Raw genomic sequence first — 18700 nt, forward strand, 5'->3', positions numbered from 1 at the left:
GGCCTCCAAATCTTACCGGCCTCTTCGGGGCGAACCGCTCCGCGCGACATCCTTGTCGATACCGCCACCGACGTTCACGTCGTTCTCGACGTCGCCCTCGATCGTGTTCTCGCCCAGGACGTCTTCGAGGTCGTCAGGCGAAACGCCTGCCCTGTTCGCGCCCTTGGACCCGCCGATCAGGGGGTTGTCATGCAGATCCTTTTCGGTCGGCGCGTACAACTTGGGTTGCTTGTTGGTCATGTCACCTGCCTCCGCCCTTTCCGGCCTCGTCGTGCGTGTGATGGGAATCGCGCTCGCCACCGCCGCCGGAAACCCGGCTGTGGCTGCGCTGCGGATCGTCCGCCGGCGGCTTCTTCACCTGAAGCGGTGCCTTCGCGTTCTCATGCGAGGCGCCGGGTCCGCCCTGTCGAATGCTGTTCGGTGTCTTCGTGGATGTCGACATGAATGTCGTCCTCCTCAGCGATCTTGCTGATAGCCTTGGTTGGTCGTGTTCTGCTTGATGTTGCCCTGCTGTCCCTGCTGATCCGGATTCTGTACGCGCTCCTGACCGTGTGGCATCTGATCGGCGGACATTTGCTTGCGATCGCCGGTTCCCTTGCGGCTCTGATTGTCCGGTGGAACAGGTGGCATCTTGCTGGCCATGATCTGGTCTCCCGTTAAGACGTCGATCTGCGACATGCGCCCCAAGGAACTCCCCTCCGCGTCATGTCGGGATGACAACAGCACGAACGGCACACCGTTCCTGGCCGTTCACAACAGGCGAAGATTTTCCGAAAGGGCGCCGCCGGCGTCAGTTCGTCGCGATGAGGGAACGATGGCCCCTCGTTCCGCTGCGTGCAGTCGTCTCTGTTCCGCGGCCCTCTGCCGTGACGGGAAGCTTCGCGATCGCGCGCAAGCCCGGCCGCCTGCGCCAGCGGATTTCAGCGGCATCAACGGCAAGACTCAATTTCGGCCAACGCACGAACAGCGCCTCCAGCGCACAGGCCGCCTCGATGCGCGCGAGCTGATGGCCGAGACAGAAGTGGATTCCTGTGCCGAACGAAATATGGCGGTTCGGCTTGCGTTCGAGATCGAGGGTCTCGGGAAGATCATGTACCGCGGGATCCATGTTCGCAGCGGCGAGCATCACCATGACGCGATCGCCCTTCTTCAGGCGCACGCCCTCGACCTCGACATCGCGCCGCACGTAGCGCGGCTTGGAGAATTGGACGGGCGAAACGAAGCGAAGGAACTCCTCGACTGCGAGCCCGACACGGCTCCAATCCTGTTCCAGCCAATCGCGCAGCTCGGGATTCCTGAGCAGCTCGTAGACGGAACCGCTGATGAGATGGGTGGTGGTTTCCGATCCCGCCCCGAGCAACAGAAACACCATGGAAACCATTTCATCCGGCGTGATCTGGCCGCCTTCACGCTCGACCTGAACCAGTTCGGCAATCAGGCCCTCGCCGCCCTGGACACGCGCGATCTGCAACTGCTGCTCGAGGTAGGCGCGCATCTTGCGCACCGCGAACAGCAGGGACAAGAAGCTGACGACATTCGTCAGCGAGGTCATCGCGTTCGCCCAGGCGATGAACTTTGGACGATCTGCCAGCGGCAGGCCGAGCAGCTCCGAGATCACCGCGAGCGGCAGGATGCGTGCGTAGCGCTCGACCAGATCCGCTGGACATTCCTCCGCAAACAGCTCGACGGCGAGACCGTCAGCGATGGCCCGGATGCGCGGCTCCATTGCGACGATCGCGCGGCGGCGAAACGCTTCGTCCACGATGCTGCGCAGCCGCGTGTGATCCGGCTCGTCCATCGTCAGCATGTTGTTGGCGATGGTCCTGACGAACCTCGGCATCCACCAGCGCAAGCCCGCGATATCGCCATCCTCCTTGCGCAACGTGAAGGTCGCGCCGTCCTTCAGGACCTGCGCGGTGGCGTCATGGGTCGTGGTGATCCAGACATTGCCGATGATGGGAAACCGCGTCGCAACCACGGGTGCGGACATGCGCAATTTCGCGATCGCCTTGGGCGGATCGCGAAAGAAGGCCTCGCTGGTGAAATCGAGGCGCACTGTCATGGGATCACCGGAACGATGGGTGGCGTATCACCGAGATGGTGCGCGACGCAGCCGGCGCAAGAGTGCGTCTGCTCGTCGGCCGCAGGCGTGGCGAGCCGCGGCTATCCGCGCCCGGAGGAGCGCTGGCCGGTCTTGCGCTGCTGTTGGGTGTAGGCGTCCCAATGGCTCCAGCTGCCATTGCTGAGGCTATGCAGGTCCGTTGCAAGTGGACGGCGCGTACGTTTGTCGTGATCGGCGATCGCGCGCTCCGACTGCGCGATCTTGCGTTTGAGTTCCGCGATCGTCTTCTGCGTCTGGCCGTTACGCTTCGAGGTGGCGATCTCGCCCATCGTGAAGCGCGCGGTCTCCAGCGCCTTCAGCTCGGCGCGGTTTTTCTTCAATTGAACCCGGTGCCAGGCGATGTTGCTGTCGCTGTCCGCAACCATGTGGGAACTCCGCTGATTCGGTCCCACATAGTATCGTGCGCCGAATCGGCGCCGCAACGCCCCGGCGGTGGCGAAAATGCGATCTTCTCGCGCAGAAATTCCGGATCTGGAGGCCCGCAACGGGGTTCTAGATTCTTATTTGGGCGCGTTTTCTTGACGCGAACCGGTATCCACTTCGCTCAGAAACGCCTCAGCGCTCGGCGAACGCCTTCTCGACCACGAACTGGGCAGGCTCGCCGTGATTGCCCTCGACGAAGCCGCGCTCGCCCAAGAGGACCCGGGTGTCCGCCACCAGGGCCGGGCTGCCGCAAATCATGACGCGGTCGTGGGCGGCGTCCAGCACCGGAAGGCCGATGTCGGCGAACAGCTTGCCGGAGGTGATGAGGTCCGTGATGCGGCCACGGTTGCGGAAGGGATCGCGGGTCACGGTCGGGTAGTAGATCAGCTGATTCTGGATGCACTCGCCGAGCAATTCGTCCTTCGGCAGATGCTCGGTGATCATCTCGCCATAGGCGAGTTCCTTGACGTGCCGGCAGCCGTGCAGCAGCACCACCTTCTCGAACCGCTCATAGGTCTCGGGATCCTTGATCACGCTCAGGAACGGCGCAAGGCCCGTGCCCGTGCCGATGAGGTAGAGGTTGCGCCCCTCTTCGAGATTGTCGATCACCAGCGTGCCAGTGGCCTTGCGGCTGACGATGATCTCGTCGCCTTCCTTCAAATGCTGGAGGCGCGAGGTCAAGGGACCGTCCGGCACCTTGATCGAGAAGAACTCCAGCGTGTCCTCGTAATTGGCGCTGGCGACGCTGTAGGCCCGCAGCAGCGGCTTCTCGCCCACCTTGAGCCCGATCATGGTGAATTCGCCGTTACGGAAGCGGAAGGTCGGGCTGCGGGTGGTCTTGAAGGAGAACAGCGTGTCCGTCCAGTGGTGGACGCTCAAAACGCTTTCCTGATTGAAATTGCTCATCTCACCTTCCCTGTCGCGTCGATTGCGGTTCCGAGGCCGGCAGCTATGCGTCGTTTGTACACGATCATTCGTATACTAATGAATAATCCGGCTTGATCCCGCGGTCAAGGCTGCCCAAGATCGGAAGCGTTGCAGTTAGGAATAAGGAGCCCCTTCCATGGCGCATGACGCACCCCAGGCCACCGGACCCTCGAAGCTGGTGATCCGCAATATCGGCCTGATCCTGTCCGGCGCTTTGGAAAAGCCGATTCTGGACGGCGACACCATCGTCGCCGAGAACGGCAAGATCAGCGCGATCGGCCGCTTCAAGGACGTCAACACCGAAGGCGCCACCACCATCGTCGACGCCAACGGCACCACAGTGGCGCCGGGCCTGATCGACAGCCACGTCCACCCTGTCGCCGGCGACTGGACGCCGCGGCAGAACCAGATCAACTGGATCGACAGCTACCTCCACGGCGGCGTCACCACCATGATCTCCGCCGGCGAGGTGCACATGCCTGGCCGCCCCCGCGACGTCGTCGGCCTCAAGGCCATGGCCGTGTTCGCCCAGCGCGCATTCTGGACCTTGCGTCCTGGCGGGGTGAAGGTTCACGCCGGCGCGCCGGTGATCGAATGCGAGATGGTGGAAGAAGATTTCAAGGAGATGGCCGCCAACGGCGTCAAGCTGCTCGGCGAGGTCGGCCTCGGCGGCGTCAAGGACGGCCCGACCGCGCGGAAAATGGTCGGCTGGGCGCGCAAATACGGCATCCAGAGCACCATCCACACCGGCGGCCCGTCGATCCCCGGCTCCGGCCTGATCGACAAGGACGTGGTGCTGGAGGCCGACACCGACGTGGTCGGCCACATCAACGGCGGCCACACCGCCCTGCCCGACGACCAGATCCGCTGCATCTGTGAGGGCTGCAAGCGCGGCCTCGAGCTCGTGCACAACGGCAATGAGCGCTCGGCGCTGTTCACGCTGCGCACCGCGCGCGAGATGGGCGACCTGCACCGCGTCATCCTCGGCACCGACGCGCCCGCCGGCTCCGGCGTGCAGCCGCTCGGCATTCTGCGCATGGTCTCGATGCTGTCTTCGCTCGGCGAGTTGCCGGCCGAGATCGCGTTCTGCCTTGCCACCGGCAACACCGCCCGGATGCGCCAGCTCGACTGCGGCCTGATCGAGGTCGGCCGCTCCGCCGACTTCGTCATCATGGACAAGGCCCAGCACTCGCCTGGCAAGAACATCCTAGAGAGCGTCCGACTCGGTGACCTCCCCGGCATCGGCATGACCATCATCGATGGCATCGTCCGCACCCAGCGCAGCCGCAACACGCCGCCGGCCGGCAAGGTGCCGGAGGTGGTGGCGAAGTGATGCAGCCCGAGCGGCCCGCCGCTCCGCATTGTCCCTCGAAGGCATTGAACAAGTCGCAAGCCTGTTGCGTCTAACGCAGGCAGCCCTCGGCGGCGGCAGTTCATTGTTCGACCATCGAGGCAGACATGAAGGACCCATCACGGATAGCCGTGGGCGTCGCTGGCGCGGTGGCGGGCTATATCGCGATCTTTGTGCTGTTTTCTCTGCTCGATTTCGGCAACCGTGCGGACCCGATCACATCGGGTCTGCTGGGACTGTTCGTCTACTCACCCACGGGCGCAATCGCCGGCGCGGTCCTCGCCAATTGGCTCGTGACGCGTCCAGGCAAAGATTCAGGGCAGGACGCAGGCATCGGCGGCGTCGCGCGGAACAGCTTGAAGTCGCTCGGCATCGTCGCCCTGCTCTGCACCGCCGGCCTCGGCGCCTACATTGCGTACGCATACGCGACCGCAACGCCCTGGCTCAACCGCAACGGCGCCAATCCCCTGCTCGTGTTCGAGGTGCGCTTTCCGGCAGGGGTTACAGTGCCGACATCGGCGCAGGGCATCACCATCGAATTGCAAACCGACATCAACACCATGCCGGGCGAAGTCAGTCCGGCCGCATTCTATCGCGACGGCGACCAAGCCGTTATCGCCGGCGAAGTCGAGCTGGCGTTTCGAACCTCGCACCGGCAGCTCGCCATCAACATCCAGGGCCAGCCGAGCCGGATCTATCCGATCGATTTGACGGCCCGGGCGCCGCATACGCCGGAATTCGGAACGTGGCGGCGGCTTGGTGACGGCAGCGAGATCCGCTATCGCGCCAAATGGCCGGGAAGGACGTAAGAGATCAGCGCTTCTTCGCGATCTCACAGCGCACATAGGTCTGGCGCTTGGCCCGCCCAACCGGCCCGTTGTCCATCACCAGCCTGCCATCCGCCGCGACAGAGACGCGAGGATTGGAGCGAAATTTTTCGCCCTCGCCTTCACAGGCCAGCTTCATTTTCCAGCCGAGCCTTCCGTCGGCCGTGATCTCGCTGGCGCGGCACCGCGTCTCGTACCAGTACAGGCGATTGCCGCCCTCGATGCTCATGCGGTTGGGACTATCCTCGTCGCGACAGTCCTTTTTGGTCGAGGCCCAGAAGCCTTCGTAAGGCTGCGCCGCCAAGGCGGGAACGCATTGGCCGGCGAGCACGACACCAAGACTCAAGACAACCGCAAAGCGCGTCGCAACTCTCATGACCAAAACCTCGATAAACCCTTCATCAAGGTTAGTCGCCAGTTCCTGCACCTTGTTCAACTGCCGTAGGGTGTGCAAAAGGCGCGAAGTGCCGTGCCCACGATTTTTGCGACTCGAGAAAGGATGGCGGGCACGCTTCGCTTTGCCCGCCCTACGAAACCTTTACCTGAGCTTGTTCAGCAGCATCATCAGCGTCTCGCGCTCTTTCGCCTCGAGCGGCGCCAGCGTCTCGCGGGTGATCGCCAGCGCGTTCGGCGCGAGTTTTTCGGCAAGCTGCTGTCCGGCGCGGGTCAGGCTCACCAGCAGCCGGCGGCCGTCCTCGGGATCCTGGCTCGTCTCGGTGAGGCCGCGCGCGGTGAGACGATCGATCACGCCCTTGATGGTCGCGACGTCCATCGCCGTCAGGCGCCCGAGCTGGTTCTGCGAGCACGGGCCGGTCTCGGCCAGTTTCGACAGCGCCGCCCATTGCGTCGGCGTTAGGTTGGTGCCGATGTCGCGGGCGAAGATCGAGCTGTGGCGCTGCCAGACCTGGCGCAGGATGAAGCCGACCTGTTCGTCGAGCACGTAAGGCGGCTTGTTAAGCGCTTTGGCCGGTTTGACGCTCTTCTTTGCCGCGACGCTTCTCGCCATCCGTCTCCCGCCCTTCCCCTTGCCTCACAACGACAGATGCGCGTCGCGGATATCCGGGCGCGCGTCGAGCTCGGCCATGGTGCCGCCGAAGCAGATGCGGCCGCGCTCGATGATGTAGGCGCGATCCGAAATCAGCCGCGCGAAATGCAGATTCTGCTCGGAGACGACGATGCTGACGCCTTCCTTCTTCATGGTCAGGATGGCATCAACCATCTGCTCCACGATCTTCGGCGACAGGCCCTCCGACGGCTCGTCCAGCAGCACCAGCGAGGGATTGCCCATCAGCGTGCGCGCGATGGTGAGCATCTGTTGCTCGCCGCCGCTCATGCGTCCGCCCGGGCGGTTCTTCATCTCGCCGAGGTTTGGAAACAGCGCGAACAGCTTTTCGCGCGTCCAGTGCGGCGCGTTCGGACGCTTCGGCTGGCGGCCGACTTCGAGGTTTTCCTCGACGGTCAGGTCCGTGAAGATGCGCCGCTCCTCCGGCACGTAGCCGAGGCCACCGCGCACGATCTCGTGCGTCGGCTTCGACGAGACGTCCTTGCCCTCGAACGTGATGCGGCCGGAGCGCTGCGCGACGAGCCCGACGATCGAGCGGAACGTCGTCGACTTGCCGGCGCCGTTGCGTCCCAGCAGTGCCACGACCTCGCCCTCGCCGACCTCGAAGCCGATGTCGAACAGGATATGCGCCGGACCATAATGGCTGTTGAGGTCCTGCACCGTGAGCTTCATGTGGAGGCTCCCTCGCGGTGGCGGGAATCGTAGACCAGGCCCTCGCCGAGATAGACCGCCTGAACCTGGGGATTGCCGCGCACGTCCGCCGGCGAGCCCTCCGCGATCAACGTCCCGCGGTTGAGCACGAGGATGCGGTCGGCATGCTCGAACACCACGTCCATGTCGTGCTCGGTGAAGAGCACGCCGATGGATTTTTCCCGGGCAATGCGCGCGGTCAGCCGCATCAATTCGACGCGCTCCCGCGGTGCCATTCCGGCCGTCGGCTCGTCCATCAGCAGCAGCTTGGGCTGGTTGGCGAGCGCAACCGCAAGCTCGAGCCGCTTGAGATCGCCATAGGCAAGCTCGCCGCAGGGCCGGTCCGCATAGCCGCCCATGCCGACCAGCTCGAGCAGGCGGCCGGCCTCGGCGCGGTCGAACTTCGGCGCCGAGCCGAATAGGTTGAACAGCTGCTTGCCGTGCGAGATCAGCGCAACCTGCACGTTCTCGCGCACGGTCATGGTGGCGAAGGTCGCGGTGATCTGGAATGTGCGTCCGACCCCGAGCCGCCAGACCTCACGCGGCTTCCGGCCCGTAATTTCCTCGCCGAGGAGGCGAACGTGCCCGCTGTCAGGTATGTTCTGGCCGTTCAGCATGTCGAAGCAGGTGCTCTTTCCCGCGCCGTTCGGCCCGATCAGCGCCAGGATCTCGCCGGCCCGCAACGAGAACGAGACGCCGCGCACGGCATGGATGCCGCCATAGGATTTGGTCAGGCCTTCGACCGCGAGAAGTGGAGGTGCGACGCTCATTCGGCAGACTCGATCGGCTTGGCGAGCAAAGGTGATCCCGGCGGCGATGCTTTCTTGCGGCGCTGCGCCAGCATCTCCAGCGTGCCGACGATGCCCTTGGGGAAGACGACGACGATCAGCATGATAAAGCCGCCGAGCACGAGCTTCGACAGATCGGTCTGGCTCACCAGCCAGATGTTCAAAGCCTTGTAGACGATGGCGCCGATCACCGCGCCCGAGACCGTCTCGACGCCGCCGAGCAGCACCATGACCAGCGCGTCGACCGAGAGCGAAATGCCGAGATTGTCGGGGAAGACGCTTCCCTTCAGGTAGGCGAACAAGGCGCCGCCGATGCCGGCGGTCGTGCCGGCGATCACGAACGCGGTCCACTGGATGCGCTTGGCATCGATGCCGATGGCTTCACTGCGCAGAACCGAGTCGCGCGTCGCACGAAGCGCGTAGCCGAACGGCGAGAACACCATGGCCCGCAGCGCGACGGTCACCAGCGCCGCGACGCCGAGCGAAAGCCAATAGAAGCGCGACGGACTTGCCGCCCAGCTCGATGGCCAGAGGCCGAGAATGCCGTTGTCGCCGCCGGTCACGTCCACCCACTGGAACGCGATCGACCAGACGATCTGCGCGAAGGCGAGCGTCAGCATCGCGAAATAGACGCCGGAGAGCTGCACCGCGAAGAAGCCGAACACGGCCGCGCCCATGCAGCCGAGCAGCGGCCCGAGCAGCAGGCAGACGATCATCGGCAGTCCCGCCATCTTGGCGAGGAAGGCGATGCCATAGGCGCCGAGCCCGAAATAGGCGGCGTGCCCGAACGATGCGAGGCCGCCGACCGACATCAGGAAGTGCAGGCTGACGGCGAAGATCACGAAGATCGCGATCTCCGAGCCCACGGTCAGCAGATAATTGCCGGCGAACAGCGGCAGCATCGCTGCGACGATCAGCGCCGCAAGCGCCATCAGCCGCTCGTTCGACGTCAGCGGACGCCAGGGATTGACGGTGAGGCCCGGCGTCTTGCGCGCGGCCGCCTCCGGCTTGCCGAACAGGCCCCAGGGACGCACGATCAGCACCACCGCCATCACCAGGAAGACCAGGATGATGGAGATCTTCGGAAAGATCAGGATGCCGAAGGCATTCAGCTCGGAGACCAGCACCGCCGCGACGAAAGCGCCGACGATGCTGCCGAGGCCGCCGATCACGACCACGACGAAGACCTCGACGATGATCCGCAGATCCATCGCGTGGTGCACGGCATCGCGCGGGATCTGGAGCGCGCCGCCGAGCGCTGCGAGGAAGACGCCGACGGCGAACACGCTCGTGAACAGCCACTTTTGGTTGACGCCGAGCGCAGCCACCATGTCGCGGTCCTGCGTCGCCGCGCGCACCAAGACGCCCCAGCGCGTGCGCTGGAACAGCAGCCAGAGAATGCCGAGCACGACGGGACCGAGGACGATCAGGAACAGATCGTAGCTCGGAATGTTCTGGCCGAAAAAGTCGATCGCGCCCCTGAAGCCCGGCGCGCGGCGGCCGACGAGATCGTCGGGCCCCCAGATCAGCACGACGAGATCCTCGACCATCAAGGTCAGGCCGAACGTCGCGAGCAGCTGAAACAGCTCGGGCGCATGATAGATGCGGCGGAGCAGCACCATCTCGACGATGACGCCGATCAGCGCCACCGCGAACGCTGCCAGCACGATGCCGCCCCAGAAGCCGAACGCGCCGGACAGGCGCTCGGTCAACGTGAAGGCGATGTAGGCGCCGATCATGTAGAAGGCGCCATGCGCGAAATTCACGATCCGGGTCACGCCGAAGATGATCGACAGGCCCGAGGCCACCAGGAACAGCGACGCTGCGCTGGCGAGACCGGTCAGAAACTGTACGACGTAAAAGGCCATCTTCGGTCCGGGTTAGGTTTGAAGTCACCTCTCCCCGCTCTTGCGGGGAGAGGTCGAATTGCGGAGCAATTCGGGTGAGGGGCTCTCTCCACCAGCGCGGGGCGTGGAGAGAGCCCCTCACCCCAGCCCTCTCCCCGCGAAGAGCGGGGCGAGGGAGAAAGAACTCAATCCTTCGGCCGCAGCTTCGCGACTTCGGCATCGCTCGGCAGATAGTCCGCGCCCTTCTTGTAGGACGAATCCACCATCACGCCCTTGCCGTCCTTCAGGGCGGTCTTGCCGACGAAGGCACCGAGCGTCGACTGGTGGTCGATCTTGCGGAAGGTGATCTCGCCGAACGGCGAGGGCATCGACAGCCCCTCCGCCGCCGCGATCATCTTCTCCGGATCGGTCGAGCCTGCCTTGGCAAGGATCGCCGCTGCCGCCTTGATCGTCTGATAGCCGACGATCGAGCCGAGACGCGGATAATCGTTGTACTTGGCCTGGTAAGCCTTCAGGAACGCATCATGCTCGGGCGTCTTGATCGAGTACCAGGGATAGCCGGTGACGATCCAGCCCTCGGGCGTCTCGTCCTTGAGCGGGTCGAGATATTCCGGCTCGCCGGTCAGGAAGGAAACAACCTCGCGTCCTTTGAACAGGCCGCGGGTATTGCCTTCGCGCACGAGCTTGACAAGGTCGGCCCCGAACGTGACGTTGAGGATCGCTTCCGGATTTGCCGCGGCAACCGCCTGCACCACCGGGCCGGCGTCGATCTTGCCCTGCGGCGGCCATTGCTCGTCGACCCATTGGATGTCGGGGCGCTTCTCCGACATCAGCTTCTTGAACACCGCGACCGCCGACTGGCCATATTCGTAGTTCGGCGCAATCGTCGCCCAGCGTTTCGCCGGCAGCTTGCTGGCAGCTTCCACCAGCATCGCCGCCTGCATGTAGTTGGAGGGACGCAGGCGGAACGTGTACTTGTTGCCCTTGGACCAGGTGATGGCGTCCGTGAGCGGCTCGGCCGCGAGGAAGAACACCTTCTTCTGGTTGGCGAAGTCAGAGACCGCGAGACCGATGTTCGACAGGAAGGTGCCGGCGAGCATCGCGACGCCCTCGCTCGAGACGAGCTCGTTGGCCGCGGTCTGCGCGTCCGCGGGCTTGCCGCCGTCGTCTTTGGAGATGACGACGAGCTTCTTGCCGTTGATGCCGCCGGCCGCGTTGACTTCCTCGACCGCAAGCTGCCAGCCCTTGCGATAGGGCTCGGTGAATGCCGGCAGCAGCGAATAGCTGTTGATCTCGCCGATCTTGATGTCCTGCGCCAGGGCCGAATGAGCCATGCCGCCTGCCAGAAGCGCGAAGGCCGCGCCGACGATAGTATTTCTTGCTCGCATCCCAACCTCCAGTTTGAACTCGCCTACGACTTCTATCTCAGACCGTCTTCGCCCTTGATCTCCGCAACCGTCAGCCCGCCGACGCGCGGCAGCGGACGGCCGCTGTCGGTGACGGCGACCGCGACCATGATCTCGTTGGCACGCGGCGCGTCGTTGATCTGCACTTCCATGCCGTCGAAATGACTGCGCACGAAGGCCGCGTCCTTGTGCCCGAGCGGAATGTCCAGCGTCGTGCCCGGACCGCTGCGCTTCTTCGAGGAGGGAATCAGCGCCGCGCCTTTGCCCAGAACTTTACGCACCGGCGCGCCCATCTTGGGGTGGAGGATTGCGGCGGCATGCTCCAGCTCGCCGTTCTCGCCGACGGCCGCGGCCTTGCCGTAGCTGTGTGCCTTGGCACCATCGATGCCGAGCGCCGCCACCGCGCGCTTCGACAGGAGCTCGCCCAGCTCCTCGCCGATCGCGATCAGCGGCGAAAGATCCTCGACATATTTTCCGGCGAAAGGATTCTCGATCACGGCGATCGCGGCGGCACGCCGGGTCGGCGGCGACACCTGGCGTCCCATCTCCATCTGCGTCTCTTCGACGACGGTGACGATCTTGCGGATGATCGCGCTCATGTTTCGCTTCCCTGTTCAGGCATGGACCGCGTTCTCCAGCACACGCGGGCGCGATCGTTGCTCTTCTATATCCTTTGTTCCGATGACAAGCATATCACCACAAAGCCGCAGCACGGCACCTTCGATCAGTCCGCGACCGAACAATTGCCGTGCACATTCCGCGCCAGATTCAAGCGCGGCGGCGATCTCATCGTGAGACAGCTCGCCGACACCGCGCGTCACGAGGCGCGCGCCCAGATCGCTGTCGGGCTGAACCTCATTCGCAGGCTGTCGGATGATTGCGGGATGCCCGGGCAGATCGACGGCATTGGCGATCACGGTCGCGGCCGCATCGGCCTGCGAAGCGGTTGCGGCCAGCACGGTCACGGCATCGGCGATCCCGAGCGAAAAGCTGCGGCCGTGCCGACCGCTGGTCGCGACGCCCCGCACCGGATCGTTCGCATCGATCCGCATCCTCCGCATCACGCCGTCGTGGTCGGGACGATCCATCAGGCCGACCGAAAAATGCTCGCCCACACCGAGATGCAGCGCGATATCGCCGCCATTGTTGACGTAAATCCGATCGAGCGGTGCAGCGCGCAGCATCGCGGCCAGAATCTCCTCCGCGACGCCGCCGGCAACGGCCGCCATCGGTGTGATGAAGCAATCGGCGGCATAAGGCGCGACAGCAGCGTGCATGCGGCGGGCGACAACGCCCTTCAGCGAGGTCTTCTCCCCGACCGCCGTACGCAGCCCTGGCAATTCCGCGCAAAGCTCGTCGAGCAATCCGGTGAACCGCAGCGCCGCAGCCTCATAGGCGACCCGCACCGCATCCGTACGTCCCCTCGCCTCCACGATCAGATCGATCGGTCCATCCTGCAAATGCAGCCGCCGGCCATCAGACAGCAATGCGATTTGCGGGCGCCTGATCATGTGCGAGGCCCCGGAATCGGGTTCTGCCAGGGCAATTGGCGGACATCGTCGCCGCTCTGCACCTCGGAGAGCGGCTTCACATAATCCATGTGTCCGCCAAGCGCGGCATAATCGGACAGCTTCATCGTGAACTCGATCGGCGCGACCAGGGCCGGTGTCGGCACATAGCCGAACGCGCCTGACGGCATCTGCGTCACATCGACCATATAAGTGATGCCGCCGCCGGGCCAGACATAGACCGGCGCGCCGCCGCTGGTGACGCGCGTCAGCGCGTCCTTCACCGAGCGAGTCAAACGCACGGGATTGTCGGTGACGCCAGCCCGCAGTGAACCGCCCGCGCCCGCCATGAACAACACCGTGCACAAGGCGGGCTCGCAATTTTCCTGGATGCGCTCGACCGAAAACTTCAAATCGTCCGGCATCTCGGTCTCGACCGGCTTCAAGGCCTCATCGAGCACGTAATAGGACGAATGCTCGCCGGTGGTGGAGACCATCAGCATGGTCAGGCCGGGCTTGGCTTCCTTGGGATCGAACGGGCCGAGGATCGCCAGCGGATCGGAGATGTTGGTGCCGCCCCAGCCGGTGCCGGGATCGGCGACCTGGAAATAGCGGCCCGGCGTCGAGCGCCGCCCCTTCATCTTGATGCCGGTGTCGGCGATGTCGAGCAGCTTGCCGGCCTGATGCTCCGAGAGCACGCCGGTGATGTGGTCGTCGACCACGACGACTTCGTCCACCTTGCCGTGCCATTGCTTGGCGAACATGCCGATCGTCGCCGAGCCGCAGCCGACGCGCATGCGCTCTTCCTTCACGCCGTTGACGATCGGCGGCTGCCCGGCCTGCACCACCACGGTGGCGCCGCCGTCGATGGTGAACTCGACCGCCTTGCAATTGGCGAGGTCCATGAGCGTGTCGCAGGTGACGCGGCCCTCCTTCTTGGAGCCGCCGGTGAGATGATGCACGCCGCCGAGCGAGAGCATCTGCGAGCCGTATTCGCTGGTCGTGACGTGGCCGACCGCCTCGCCCTGCGCGCGCACGGTCGCGGTCTCCGGGCCGAGATAGCGGTCGGTATCGATCTTCACCTTGATGCCGCAATAGGAGAAGATGCCCTCGGTGACGACAGTGACCATGTCGACGCCGTCGACCTCCGCAGAGACGATGAACGGCGCCGGCTTGTAGTCGGGATAGGTCGTGCCTGCGCCGATCGCCGTCACGAAAGTCGAGGGCTCATGGACGATCTTGCCGTCCCAGTCCTCGGTGCGGCTGAACGGGACGAGCTTGCCGCCATGAGAGACGGTGCGCTCCAGGATGACGTGCGGATCGACGCGGACCAGCTTGCCGTCGTGATTGGCATAGCGATCGCAGGCCCCCGCCGCGCCCGGCTTGATGTAGCACATCACCGGACAAGCATCGCAGCGGATCTTGTCGATGACGGCGCTCGTCGTTTCTGTCACCATGTCGGAGCCGGCGGACATCGCAGTTATCATTCGTATACGAACGATGTTGCGCGCGCTGCCCCGGGGCTGTCAAGCGGCGGTGCAGCGCAAAAGATGCCACTGCCGCATAAAACCTCATTTGCCTATCCGCTCTGTCCACAAAGAAGGCAGTCGCGCTGCAGTGCGGCATGCACGGCTTGCACGTTTGTGTACAAACGGTATCGTCGCGGCGTCCGATTTTCGCGATTGCATGATCTTGGATATCGTCTTGGGCTTGGGAACGAGGATGACGCAGACACCGATCCGCCTCACCGTGAACGGCAGGATCCACGAGGTCACGGCAGCGCGCGACACGCCGCTGCTCTACGTGCTGCGCAATGATCTCGCGCTGAACGGCCCGAAATACGGCTGCGGCTTGGGGGAATGCGGCACCTGTACTGTCCTGATCGACGGACTGGCGGCACGCTCCTGCGTGATTCCGGTGAGCGGCTGCGCCGGGCGCGACATCGTGACGCTCGAAGGCCTCGGCACAAGCGACAAGCCCGACGTCGTGCAACAGGCCTTCATCGACGAGCAGGCCGCACAATGCGGCTATTGTCTCAACGGCATGATCATGACCACCAAGGCGTTGCTCGCGATCAACCCGCGGCCGACCGAGCAGGAGGCTCTGGCGGCGCTGCGCTACAATCTCTGCCGCTGCGGGACGCATGTCGAGATCCTCCGCGCGGTGATGCGCGCATCGGGCCAACTCACCGAGGCCGCAGACTGATGGCCTCCTTTGTTTCGAACGGAGCTGAGCGCGGGGGGTCGCTCATCGTCGCCCGCAGCGTGGACGAGGTCACGTCGGAGACCTTCGTCCGCATCACCGCGGACGGTTCGGTCACGGCCTATAACGGCCATGTCGATCTCGGCACCGGCATCCGCACTGCGCTGGGCCAGATCGTCGCCGAAGAGCTCGACGTCTCCTTTGCGCGCGTCGTCGTCGTGCTCGGCGACACGGCATTGGTGCCGAACCAGGGCGCGACGATCGCGAGCGAAACCATCCAGATCACCGCCGTGCCGCTGCGGAAGGCCGCGGCGCAAGCGCGGCACTTTCTGATCGCGCGCGCCGCGGAACGCCTGGATTTGCCCGAAGCCGAGCTCAAGATCGAGGACGGACTCGTTCGCGGCCACGACAACCGCAGCATCAGCTATGGCGAGCTCATTGGCGACGAGGCGATCCGCCTCGAGCTGGCCGATGACGTGCAGGTCAAGCCGGTCGGCGATTACGCCATCGTCGGCCAGTCGGTGCCGCGCGTCGATCTACCTGCTAAAGCCACGGGCGAGCTGACTTTCGTGCACGACATCCGAGTATCAGGGATGGTGCATGGCCGCATGGTGCGGCCTCCCTATGCCGGCGTCGATGCCGGACCGTTCGTCGGCACCAGCCTCATTGCGGTCGACGAATCCTCCCTGCGCGACATTCCCGGCCTTATCGCCGTCGTGCGGATCGGCGATTTCGTCGGCGTCGTCGCCGAGCGCGAGGAGAATGCGATCCGTGCGGCAGAGCAGCTCAAGGTGAGCTGGAAGCCGACGCCGACGCTTGCCGATCTTGGCGATGTCGAGACCGCCCTGCGCGCCAATCCCTCGACGCCGCGCACGCTGATCGACAAGGGCGAGGTCGACAAGGCGATATCGAGCGCGGCCAAGCCGATGCAGCGCACTTACGTCTGGCCGTATCAGATGCACGCCTCGATCGGCCCCTCCTGCGCCGTCGCCGACGTCCAGGACGGCAACATCCGCGTCTGGTCGGGCACGCAGAACCCGCACGTGCTGCGCAGCGACCTCGCGCTGCTGATCGAGCGCCCCGAGAGCGAGATCGAGGTTATCCGGCTTGAGGCCGCCGGCTGCTACGGTCGCAACTGCGCCGACGACGTCTCCGCCGATGCGCTCCTGCTGTCGCGCGCCGTCGGCCGTCCCGTCCGCGTGCAATTAACGCGCGAGCAGGAGCACGCCTGGGAGCCCAAAGGCACCGCGCAGCTCATCGACGTCAATGGCGGCCTCGACGCTGACGGCAGCATCGCCGCTTACGATCTCGCCACGCGCTACCCCTCGAACGCCGCTCCGACGCTGGCGCTGCTGCTGACCGGTCGCATCTCCCCCGAGCCCACCGTGCTCCAGATGGGCGACCGCACCGCGATCCCGCCCTACGATTACGAGCACATGCGCGTCGTCGCCCACGACACGCCGCCGATCGTGCGGGCCTCCTGGTTCCGCGGCGTCTCGGCATTGCCGAACACTTTTGCGCATGAATCCTATATCGACGAGGCCGCGAGCGAAGCCGGCGTCGATCCGATCGAGTATCGTCTTCGCTATCTGAAAGACCAGCGCGCGGTCGATCTGGTCAATGCGGTGGCCGAGCGCGCGGGCTGGACGCCCCGCCCCGTTCGCGAGGAGAAGGACGGCGAGGTCGTGCACGGCCGCGGCTTTGCCTATGCGCTCTATGTCCACAGCAAGTTTCCCGGCTATGGCGCGGCGTGGTCGGCCTGGGTTGCCGACGTCGCGGTGAACAAGACGACCGGCGATGTCAGTGTGACGCGCGTCGTCGCGGGGCAGGATTCCGGGTTGATGATCAACCCGGACGGCGTGCGCCACCAGATCCAGGGCAACGTCATCCAATCCACCAGCCGCGCGCTGATGGAAGAGGTGTCGTTCGAGCGCGGCACTGTGGCCGCGCGCGAATGGGGCGCCTACCCCATCATCCCGTTCCCCGACGTGCCAAAGATCGACGTCTTGATGCTGCCGCGGCAGGACCAGCCGCCGCTCGGCGTCGGCGAGTCTGCTTCGGTGCCGAGTGCGGCGGCGATTGCGAATGCCATCTTCGATGCCACTGGCGTGCGCTTTCGCGAGCCGCCGTTCACGCCTGAGCGCATCCTCAAGGGGCTGCGCGGCGAGACATCGGCGACACCGCAGTGCCTGCCTGCGCCGGCAGCCGCGCCTCAATCGCGTATCTGGGAAAATCCGTTCGCCAGGCGCGCTGGCATCTTCGCAACGATCGCAGCCGTCTGTACCGCCGCGATCGGCATCGGCGCGGCGCTCCTTCCCGGCCGGGCCATCGCGCCGATCACCCGTCCGGATGCATCGGTCTATTCCGCAGCGACCATCGCCCGCGGCGAGCAGCTTGCAGCGCTTGGCAATTGCGCGGAGTGCCATACCAGCATTGGCGGCGCGCTCAACGCCGGCGGCCGCGCATTGGAGACGCCATTCGGCACGATCTATTCGACCAACATCACGCCCGATGTCGAGACCGGGATCGGCGCCTGGTCCTACCCTGCCTTCGAGCGCGCGATGCGCGACGGCTTGCATCGCGACGGACGCCAGCTCTATCCCGCCTTCCCCTACACGCATTTTGCAAAGACCAGCGACGCCGATCTGCAGGCGCTCTACGCTTATCTGATGGCGCAGCCTGCGGTGCGCGCGACGACGCCAGCGAATGCGCTCGCCTTCCCGTTCAATCTGCGCCCGCTGCTGGCGGGCTGGAACGCGCTGTTCCACCGGACCCACGAATTCAAGTCGGACCCCTCAAGGTCCGAGGCCTGGAATCGCGGCGCCTATCTGGTCGAGAGCCTCGGCCATTGCAGCGGCTGTCATTCGCCCCGCAACGCGCTCGGCGCCGAGCAACGCAACGCCTATCTTGCCGGCGGCTTCGCCGAAGGCTGGGAAGCGCCGGCGCTGACCTCGCTCTCGCACGCGCCGATCCCGTGGAGCGAGGATGAGCTCTACGCCTATTTGCGCACCGGCCAGTCGCGTTACCACGGCGTCGCCGCCGGACCTATGGCGCCTGTTATCCGCGACCTCAAGGCTCTGCCCGACCAGGACATCCGTGCGATGGCGGTCTATCTGAACTCCTTCAACGACACGGCCGATACACCAGCGCCGGATGCGCTCGCCGCCAAGCTCGAGAGCGCAACGCAAGTGACCGTCGCCTCCTCCGCGGGCGCCCGCCTCTATCAGGGCGCCTGCGCCGTCTGCCACGAGGTCGGCGGCCTGCCGCTGTTCGGCAGCCGGCCGTCGCTCGCGCTCAACAGCAACATTCACAGCACGAAGGCGGATAATCTCGTGCAGGTGATCCTGCACGGCATTACCGACCCGGTCTCCAGCGATCTCGGCTACATGCCCGCGTTCAGAAACAGCATGAGCGATGCACAGGTCGAGGAGCTCGTGACGTTTTTGCGCAAGCAGTTCGCGCCGGACCAGCCGGCCTGGACCGGCGTGCGCGAGACGATCTCGCGTGTGCGACGTTCGACTCACTAACGTCATTCCGGGGCCCGAG

19 protein-coding genes are annotated in these 18700 nt (G+C 65.0%); 4 read left to right on the top strand and 15 right to left on the bottom strand.

Annotated elements, in window-relative coordinates; all coding sequences use genetic code 11:
* Positions 1–12: 12 nt before the first annotated feature.
* The 6 genes from ACM43_RS38010 to ACM43_RS38035 all read right to left on the bottom strand — a co-directional run bounded on the left by ACM43_RS38010 (position 13) and on the right by ACM43_RS38035 (position 3451).
* Positions 13–240, bottom strand: a complete 228-nt coding sequence (locus ACM43_RS38010) for a hypothetical protein (protein WP_271547194.1) — start codon at positions 238–240, stop codon at positions 13–15.
* Position 241: 1 nt separating this feature from the next.
* Positions 242–442: a hypothetical protein gene (locus ACM43_RS38015; RefSeq protein WP_036001325.1), complete on the bottom strand. Its 201-nt coding sequence runs from the start codon at positions 440–442 to the stop codon at positions 242–244.
* 14 nt (positions 443–456) lie between these two features.
* Entirely contained in the window at positions 457–642 is a 186-nt protein-coding gene (locus ACM43_RS38020) for a hypothetical protein (RefSeq protein ID WP_036001413.1), read from the bottom strand.
* A 148-nt stretch (positions 643–790) separates the two neighbouring features.
* Positions 791–2062, bottom strand: coding sequence for a cytochrome P450 (locus ACM43_RS38025; protein WP_271547195.1), 1272 nt, complete (start codon positions 2060–2062; stop codon positions 791–793).
* 101 nt (positions 2063–2163) lie between these two features.
* Positions 2164–2487, bottom strand: a complete 324-nt coding sequence (locus tag ACM43_RS38030; RefSeq protein WP_128262257.1) for a hypothetical protein — start codon at positions 2485–2487, stop codon at positions 2164–2166.
* Between the two features lie 190 nt (positions 2488–2677).
* Positions 2678–3451 (bottom strand): ferredoxin--NADP reductase, encoded by a 774-nt coding sequence (locus tag ACM43_RS38035; protein WP_271547196.1) that lies wholly within the window; start codon positions 3449–3451, stop codon positions 2678–2680.
* Positions 3452–3608: 157 nt separating this feature from the next.
* Here ACM43_RS38035 and ACM43_RS38040 point away from each other — a divergent pair, with 157 nt between their 5' ends.
* Together ACM43_RS38040 and ACM43_RS38045 are read left to right on the top strand one after the other, a co-directional pair.
* Positions 3609–4805, top strand: a complete 1197-nt coding sequence (locus ACM43_RS38040) for an amidohydrolase family protein (protein ID WP_271547197.1) — start codon at positions 3609–3611, stop codon at positions 4803–4805.
* A 125-nt stretch (positions 4806–4930) separates the two neighbouring features.
* Positions 4931–5632, top strand: coding sequence for a hypothetical protein (locus tag ACM43_RS38045; protein WP_271547198.1), 702 nt, complete (start codon positions 4931–4933; stop codon positions 5630–5632).
* 4 nt (positions 5633–5636) lie between these two features.
* Here the strand turns inward: ACM43_RS38045 and ACM43_RS38050 are convergent, their stop codons facing one another.
* From ACM43_RS38050 to ACM43_RS38090, 9 genes are all read right to left on the bottom strand, one after another.
* Positions 5637–6026, bottom strand: coding sequence for a hypothetical protein (locus ACM43_RS38050; protein WP_271547279.1), 390 nt, complete (start codon positions 6024–6026; stop codon positions 5637–5639).
* Between the two features lie 162 nt (positions 6027–6188).
* The gene (locus tag ACM43_RS38055) at positions 6189–6656 is read right to left on the bottom strand and encodes a MarR family winged helix-turn-helix transcriptional regulator (RefSeq protein WP_157282292.1); all 468 of its coding nucleotides are present in this window, start codon (positions 6654–6656) and stop codon (positions 6189–6191) included.
* 24 nt (positions 6657–6680) lie between these two features.
* Entirely contained in the window at positions 6681–7385 is a 705-nt protein-coding gene (locus ACM43_RS38060; RefSeq protein ID WP_036034395.1) for an ABC transporter ATP-binding protein, read from the bottom strand.
* Positions 7382–8173 (bottom strand): ABC transporter ATP-binding protein, encoded by a 792-nt coding sequence (locus ACM43_RS38065; RefSeq protein ID WP_271547199.1) that lies wholly within the window; start codon positions 8171–8173, stop codon positions 7382–7384. The genes ACM43_RS38060 and ACM43_RS38065 overlap by 4 nt, the downstream gene beginning before the upstream one ends.
* Positions 8170–10059 (bottom strand): ABC transporter permease, encoded by a 1890-nt coding sequence (locus ACM43_RS38070; RefSeq protein ID WP_057028848.1) that lies wholly within the window; start codon positions 10057–10059, stop codon positions 8170–8172. Before ACM43_RS38070 ends, ACM43_RS38065 begins: the two co-directional genes overlap by 4 nt.
* 164 nt (positions 10060–10223) lie before the next feature.
* Positions 10224–11426: an ABC transporter substrate-binding protein gene (locus tag ACM43_RS38075; RefSeq protein ID WP_157282295.1), complete on the bottom strand. Its 1203-nt coding sequence runs from the start codon at positions 11424–11426 to the stop codon at positions 10224–10226.
* A gap of 32 nt (positions 11427–11458) precedes the next feature.
* On the bottom strand, positions 11459–12043 hold the full coding sequence (locus ACM43_RS38080; protein WP_025035619.1) for an amino acid synthesis family protein: 585 nt from the start codon (positions 12041–12043) through the stop codon (positions 11459–11461).
* A gap of 15 nt (positions 12044–12058) precedes the next feature.
* Positions 12059–12955 carry a UPF0280 family protein gene (locus ACM43_RS38085; RefSeq protein WP_271547200.1) on the bottom strand — a complete coding sequence of 299 codons (897 nt, stop codon included), beginning with the start codon at positions 12953–12955 and terminating at the stop codon, positions 12059–12061.
* Positions 12952–14409 carry a 6-hydroxynicotinate reductase gene (locus ACM43_RS38090; protein WP_271547280.1) on the bottom strand — a complete coding sequence of 486 codons (1458 nt, stop codon included), beginning with the start codon at positions 14407–14409 and terminating at the stop codon, positions 12952–12954. The genes ACM43_RS38085 and ACM43_RS38090 overlap by 4 nt, the downstream gene beginning before the upstream one ends.
* 265 nt (positions 14410–14674) lie before the next feature.
* Here ACM43_RS38090 and ACM43_RS38095 point away from each other — a divergent pair, with 265 nt between their 5' ends.
* Positions 14675–15157, top strand: a complete 483-nt coding sequence (locus tag ACM43_RS38095) for a (2Fe-2S)-binding protein (RefSeq protein ID WP_157282298.1) — start codon at positions 14675–14677, stop codon at positions 15155–15157.
* Positions 15157–18681, top strand: a complete 3525-nt coding sequence (locus ACM43_RS38100; protein ID WP_271547201.1) for a molybdopterin cofactor-binding domain-containing protein — start codon at positions 15157–15159, stop codon at positions 18679–18681. The genes ACM43_RS38095 and ACM43_RS38100 overlap by 1 nt, the downstream gene beginning before the upstream one ends.
* The last annotated feature ends 19 nt before the right edge of the window (positions 18682–18700 follow it).

The sequence above is a fragment of the Bradyrhizobium sp. CCBAU 45321 genome (assembly GCF_028128975.1).
Lineage (GTDB): Bacteria > Pseudomonadota > Alphaproteobacteria > Rhizobiales > Xanthobacteraceae > Bradyrhizobium > Bradyrhizobium yuanmingense.

What these genes read in the sequence shown, in the direction of transcription:
- ACM43_RS38075 (WP_157282295.1), bottom strand. Translation starts at nt 11,426, where the DNA reads ATGCGAGCAAGAAATACTATCGTCGGCGCGGCCTTCGCGCTTCTGGCA.
- ACM43_RS38070 (WP_057028848.1), bottom strand. Translation starts at nt 10,059, where the DNA reads ATGGCCTTTTACGTCGTACAGTTTCTGACCGGTCTCGCCAGCGCAGCG.
- ACM43_RS38025 (WP_271547195.1), bottom strand. Translation starts at nt 2,062, where the DNA reads ATGACAGTGCGCCTCGATTTCACCAGCGAGGCCTTCTTTCGCGATCCG.
- ACM43_RS38020 (WP_036001413.1), bottom strand. Translation starts at nt 642, where the DNA reads ATGGCCAGCAAGATGCCACCTGTTCCACCGGACAATCAGAGCCGCAAG.
- ACM43_RS38045 (WP_271547198.1), top strand. Translation starts at nt 4,931, where the DNA reads ATGAAGGACCCATCACGGATAGCCGTGGGCGTCGCTGGCGCGGTGGCG.
- ACM43_RS38080 (WP_025035619.1), bottom strand. Translation starts at nt 12,043, where the DNA reads ATGAGCGCGATCATCCGCAAGATCGTCACCGTCGTCGAAGAGACGCAG.
- ACM43_RS38015 (WP_036001325.1), bottom strand. Translation starts at nt 442, where the DNA reads ATGTCGACATCCACGAAGACACCGAACAGCATTCGACAGGGCGGACCC.
- ACM43_RS38085 (WP_271547200.1), bottom strand. Translation starts at nt 12,955, where the DNA reads ATGATCAGGCGCCCGCAAATCGCATTGCTGTCTGATGGCCGGCGGCTG.
- ACM43_RS38040 (WP_271547197.1), top strand. Translation starts at nt 3,609, where the DNA reads ATGGCGCATGACGCACCCCAGGCCACCGGACCCTCGAAGCTGGTGATC.
- ACM43_RS38095 (WP_157282298.1), top strand. Translation starts at nt 14,675, where the DNA reads ATGACGCAGACACCGATCCGCCTCACCGTGAACGGCAGGATCCACGAG.
- ACM43_RS38055 (WP_157282292.1), bottom strand. Translation starts at nt 6,656, where the DNA reads ATGGCGAGAAGCGTCGCGGCAAAGAAGAGCGTCAAACCGGCCAAAGCG.
- ACM43_RS38065 (WP_271547199.1), bottom strand. Translation starts at nt 8,173, where the DNA reads ATGAGCGTCGCACCTCCACTTCTCGCGGTCGAAGGCCTGACCAAATCC.
- ACM43_RS38030 (WP_128262257.1), bottom strand. Translation starts at nt 2,487, where the DNA reads ATGGTTGCGGACAGCGACAGCAACATCGCCTGGCACCGGGTTCAATTG.
- ACM43_RS38100 (WP_271547201.1), top strand. Translation starts at nt 15,157, where the DNA reads ATGGCCTCCTTTGTTTCGAACGGAGCTGAGCGCGGGGGGTCGCTCATC.
- ACM43_RS38060 (WP_036034395.1), bottom strand. Translation starts at nt 7,385, where the DNA reads ATGAAGCTCACGGTGCAGGACCTCAACAGCCATTATGGTCCGGCGCAT.
- ACM43_RS38035 (WP_271547196.1), bottom strand. Translation starts at nt 3,451, where the DNA reads ATGAGCAATTTCAATCAGGAAAGCGTTTTGAGCGTCCACCACTGGACG.
- ACM43_RS38010 (WP_271547194.1), bottom strand. Translation starts at nt 240, where the DNA reads ATGACCAACAAGCAACCCAAGTTGTACGCGCCGACCGAAAAGGATCTG.
- ACM43_RS38090 (WP_271547280.1), bottom strand. Translation starts at nt 14,409, where the DNA reads ATGGTGACAGAAACGACGAGCGCCGTCATCGACAAGATCCGCTGCGAT.
- ACM43_RS38050 (WP_271547279.1), bottom strand. Translation starts at nt 6,026, where the DNA reads ATGAGAGTTGCGACGCGCTTTGCGGTTGTCTTGAGTCTTGGTGTCGTG.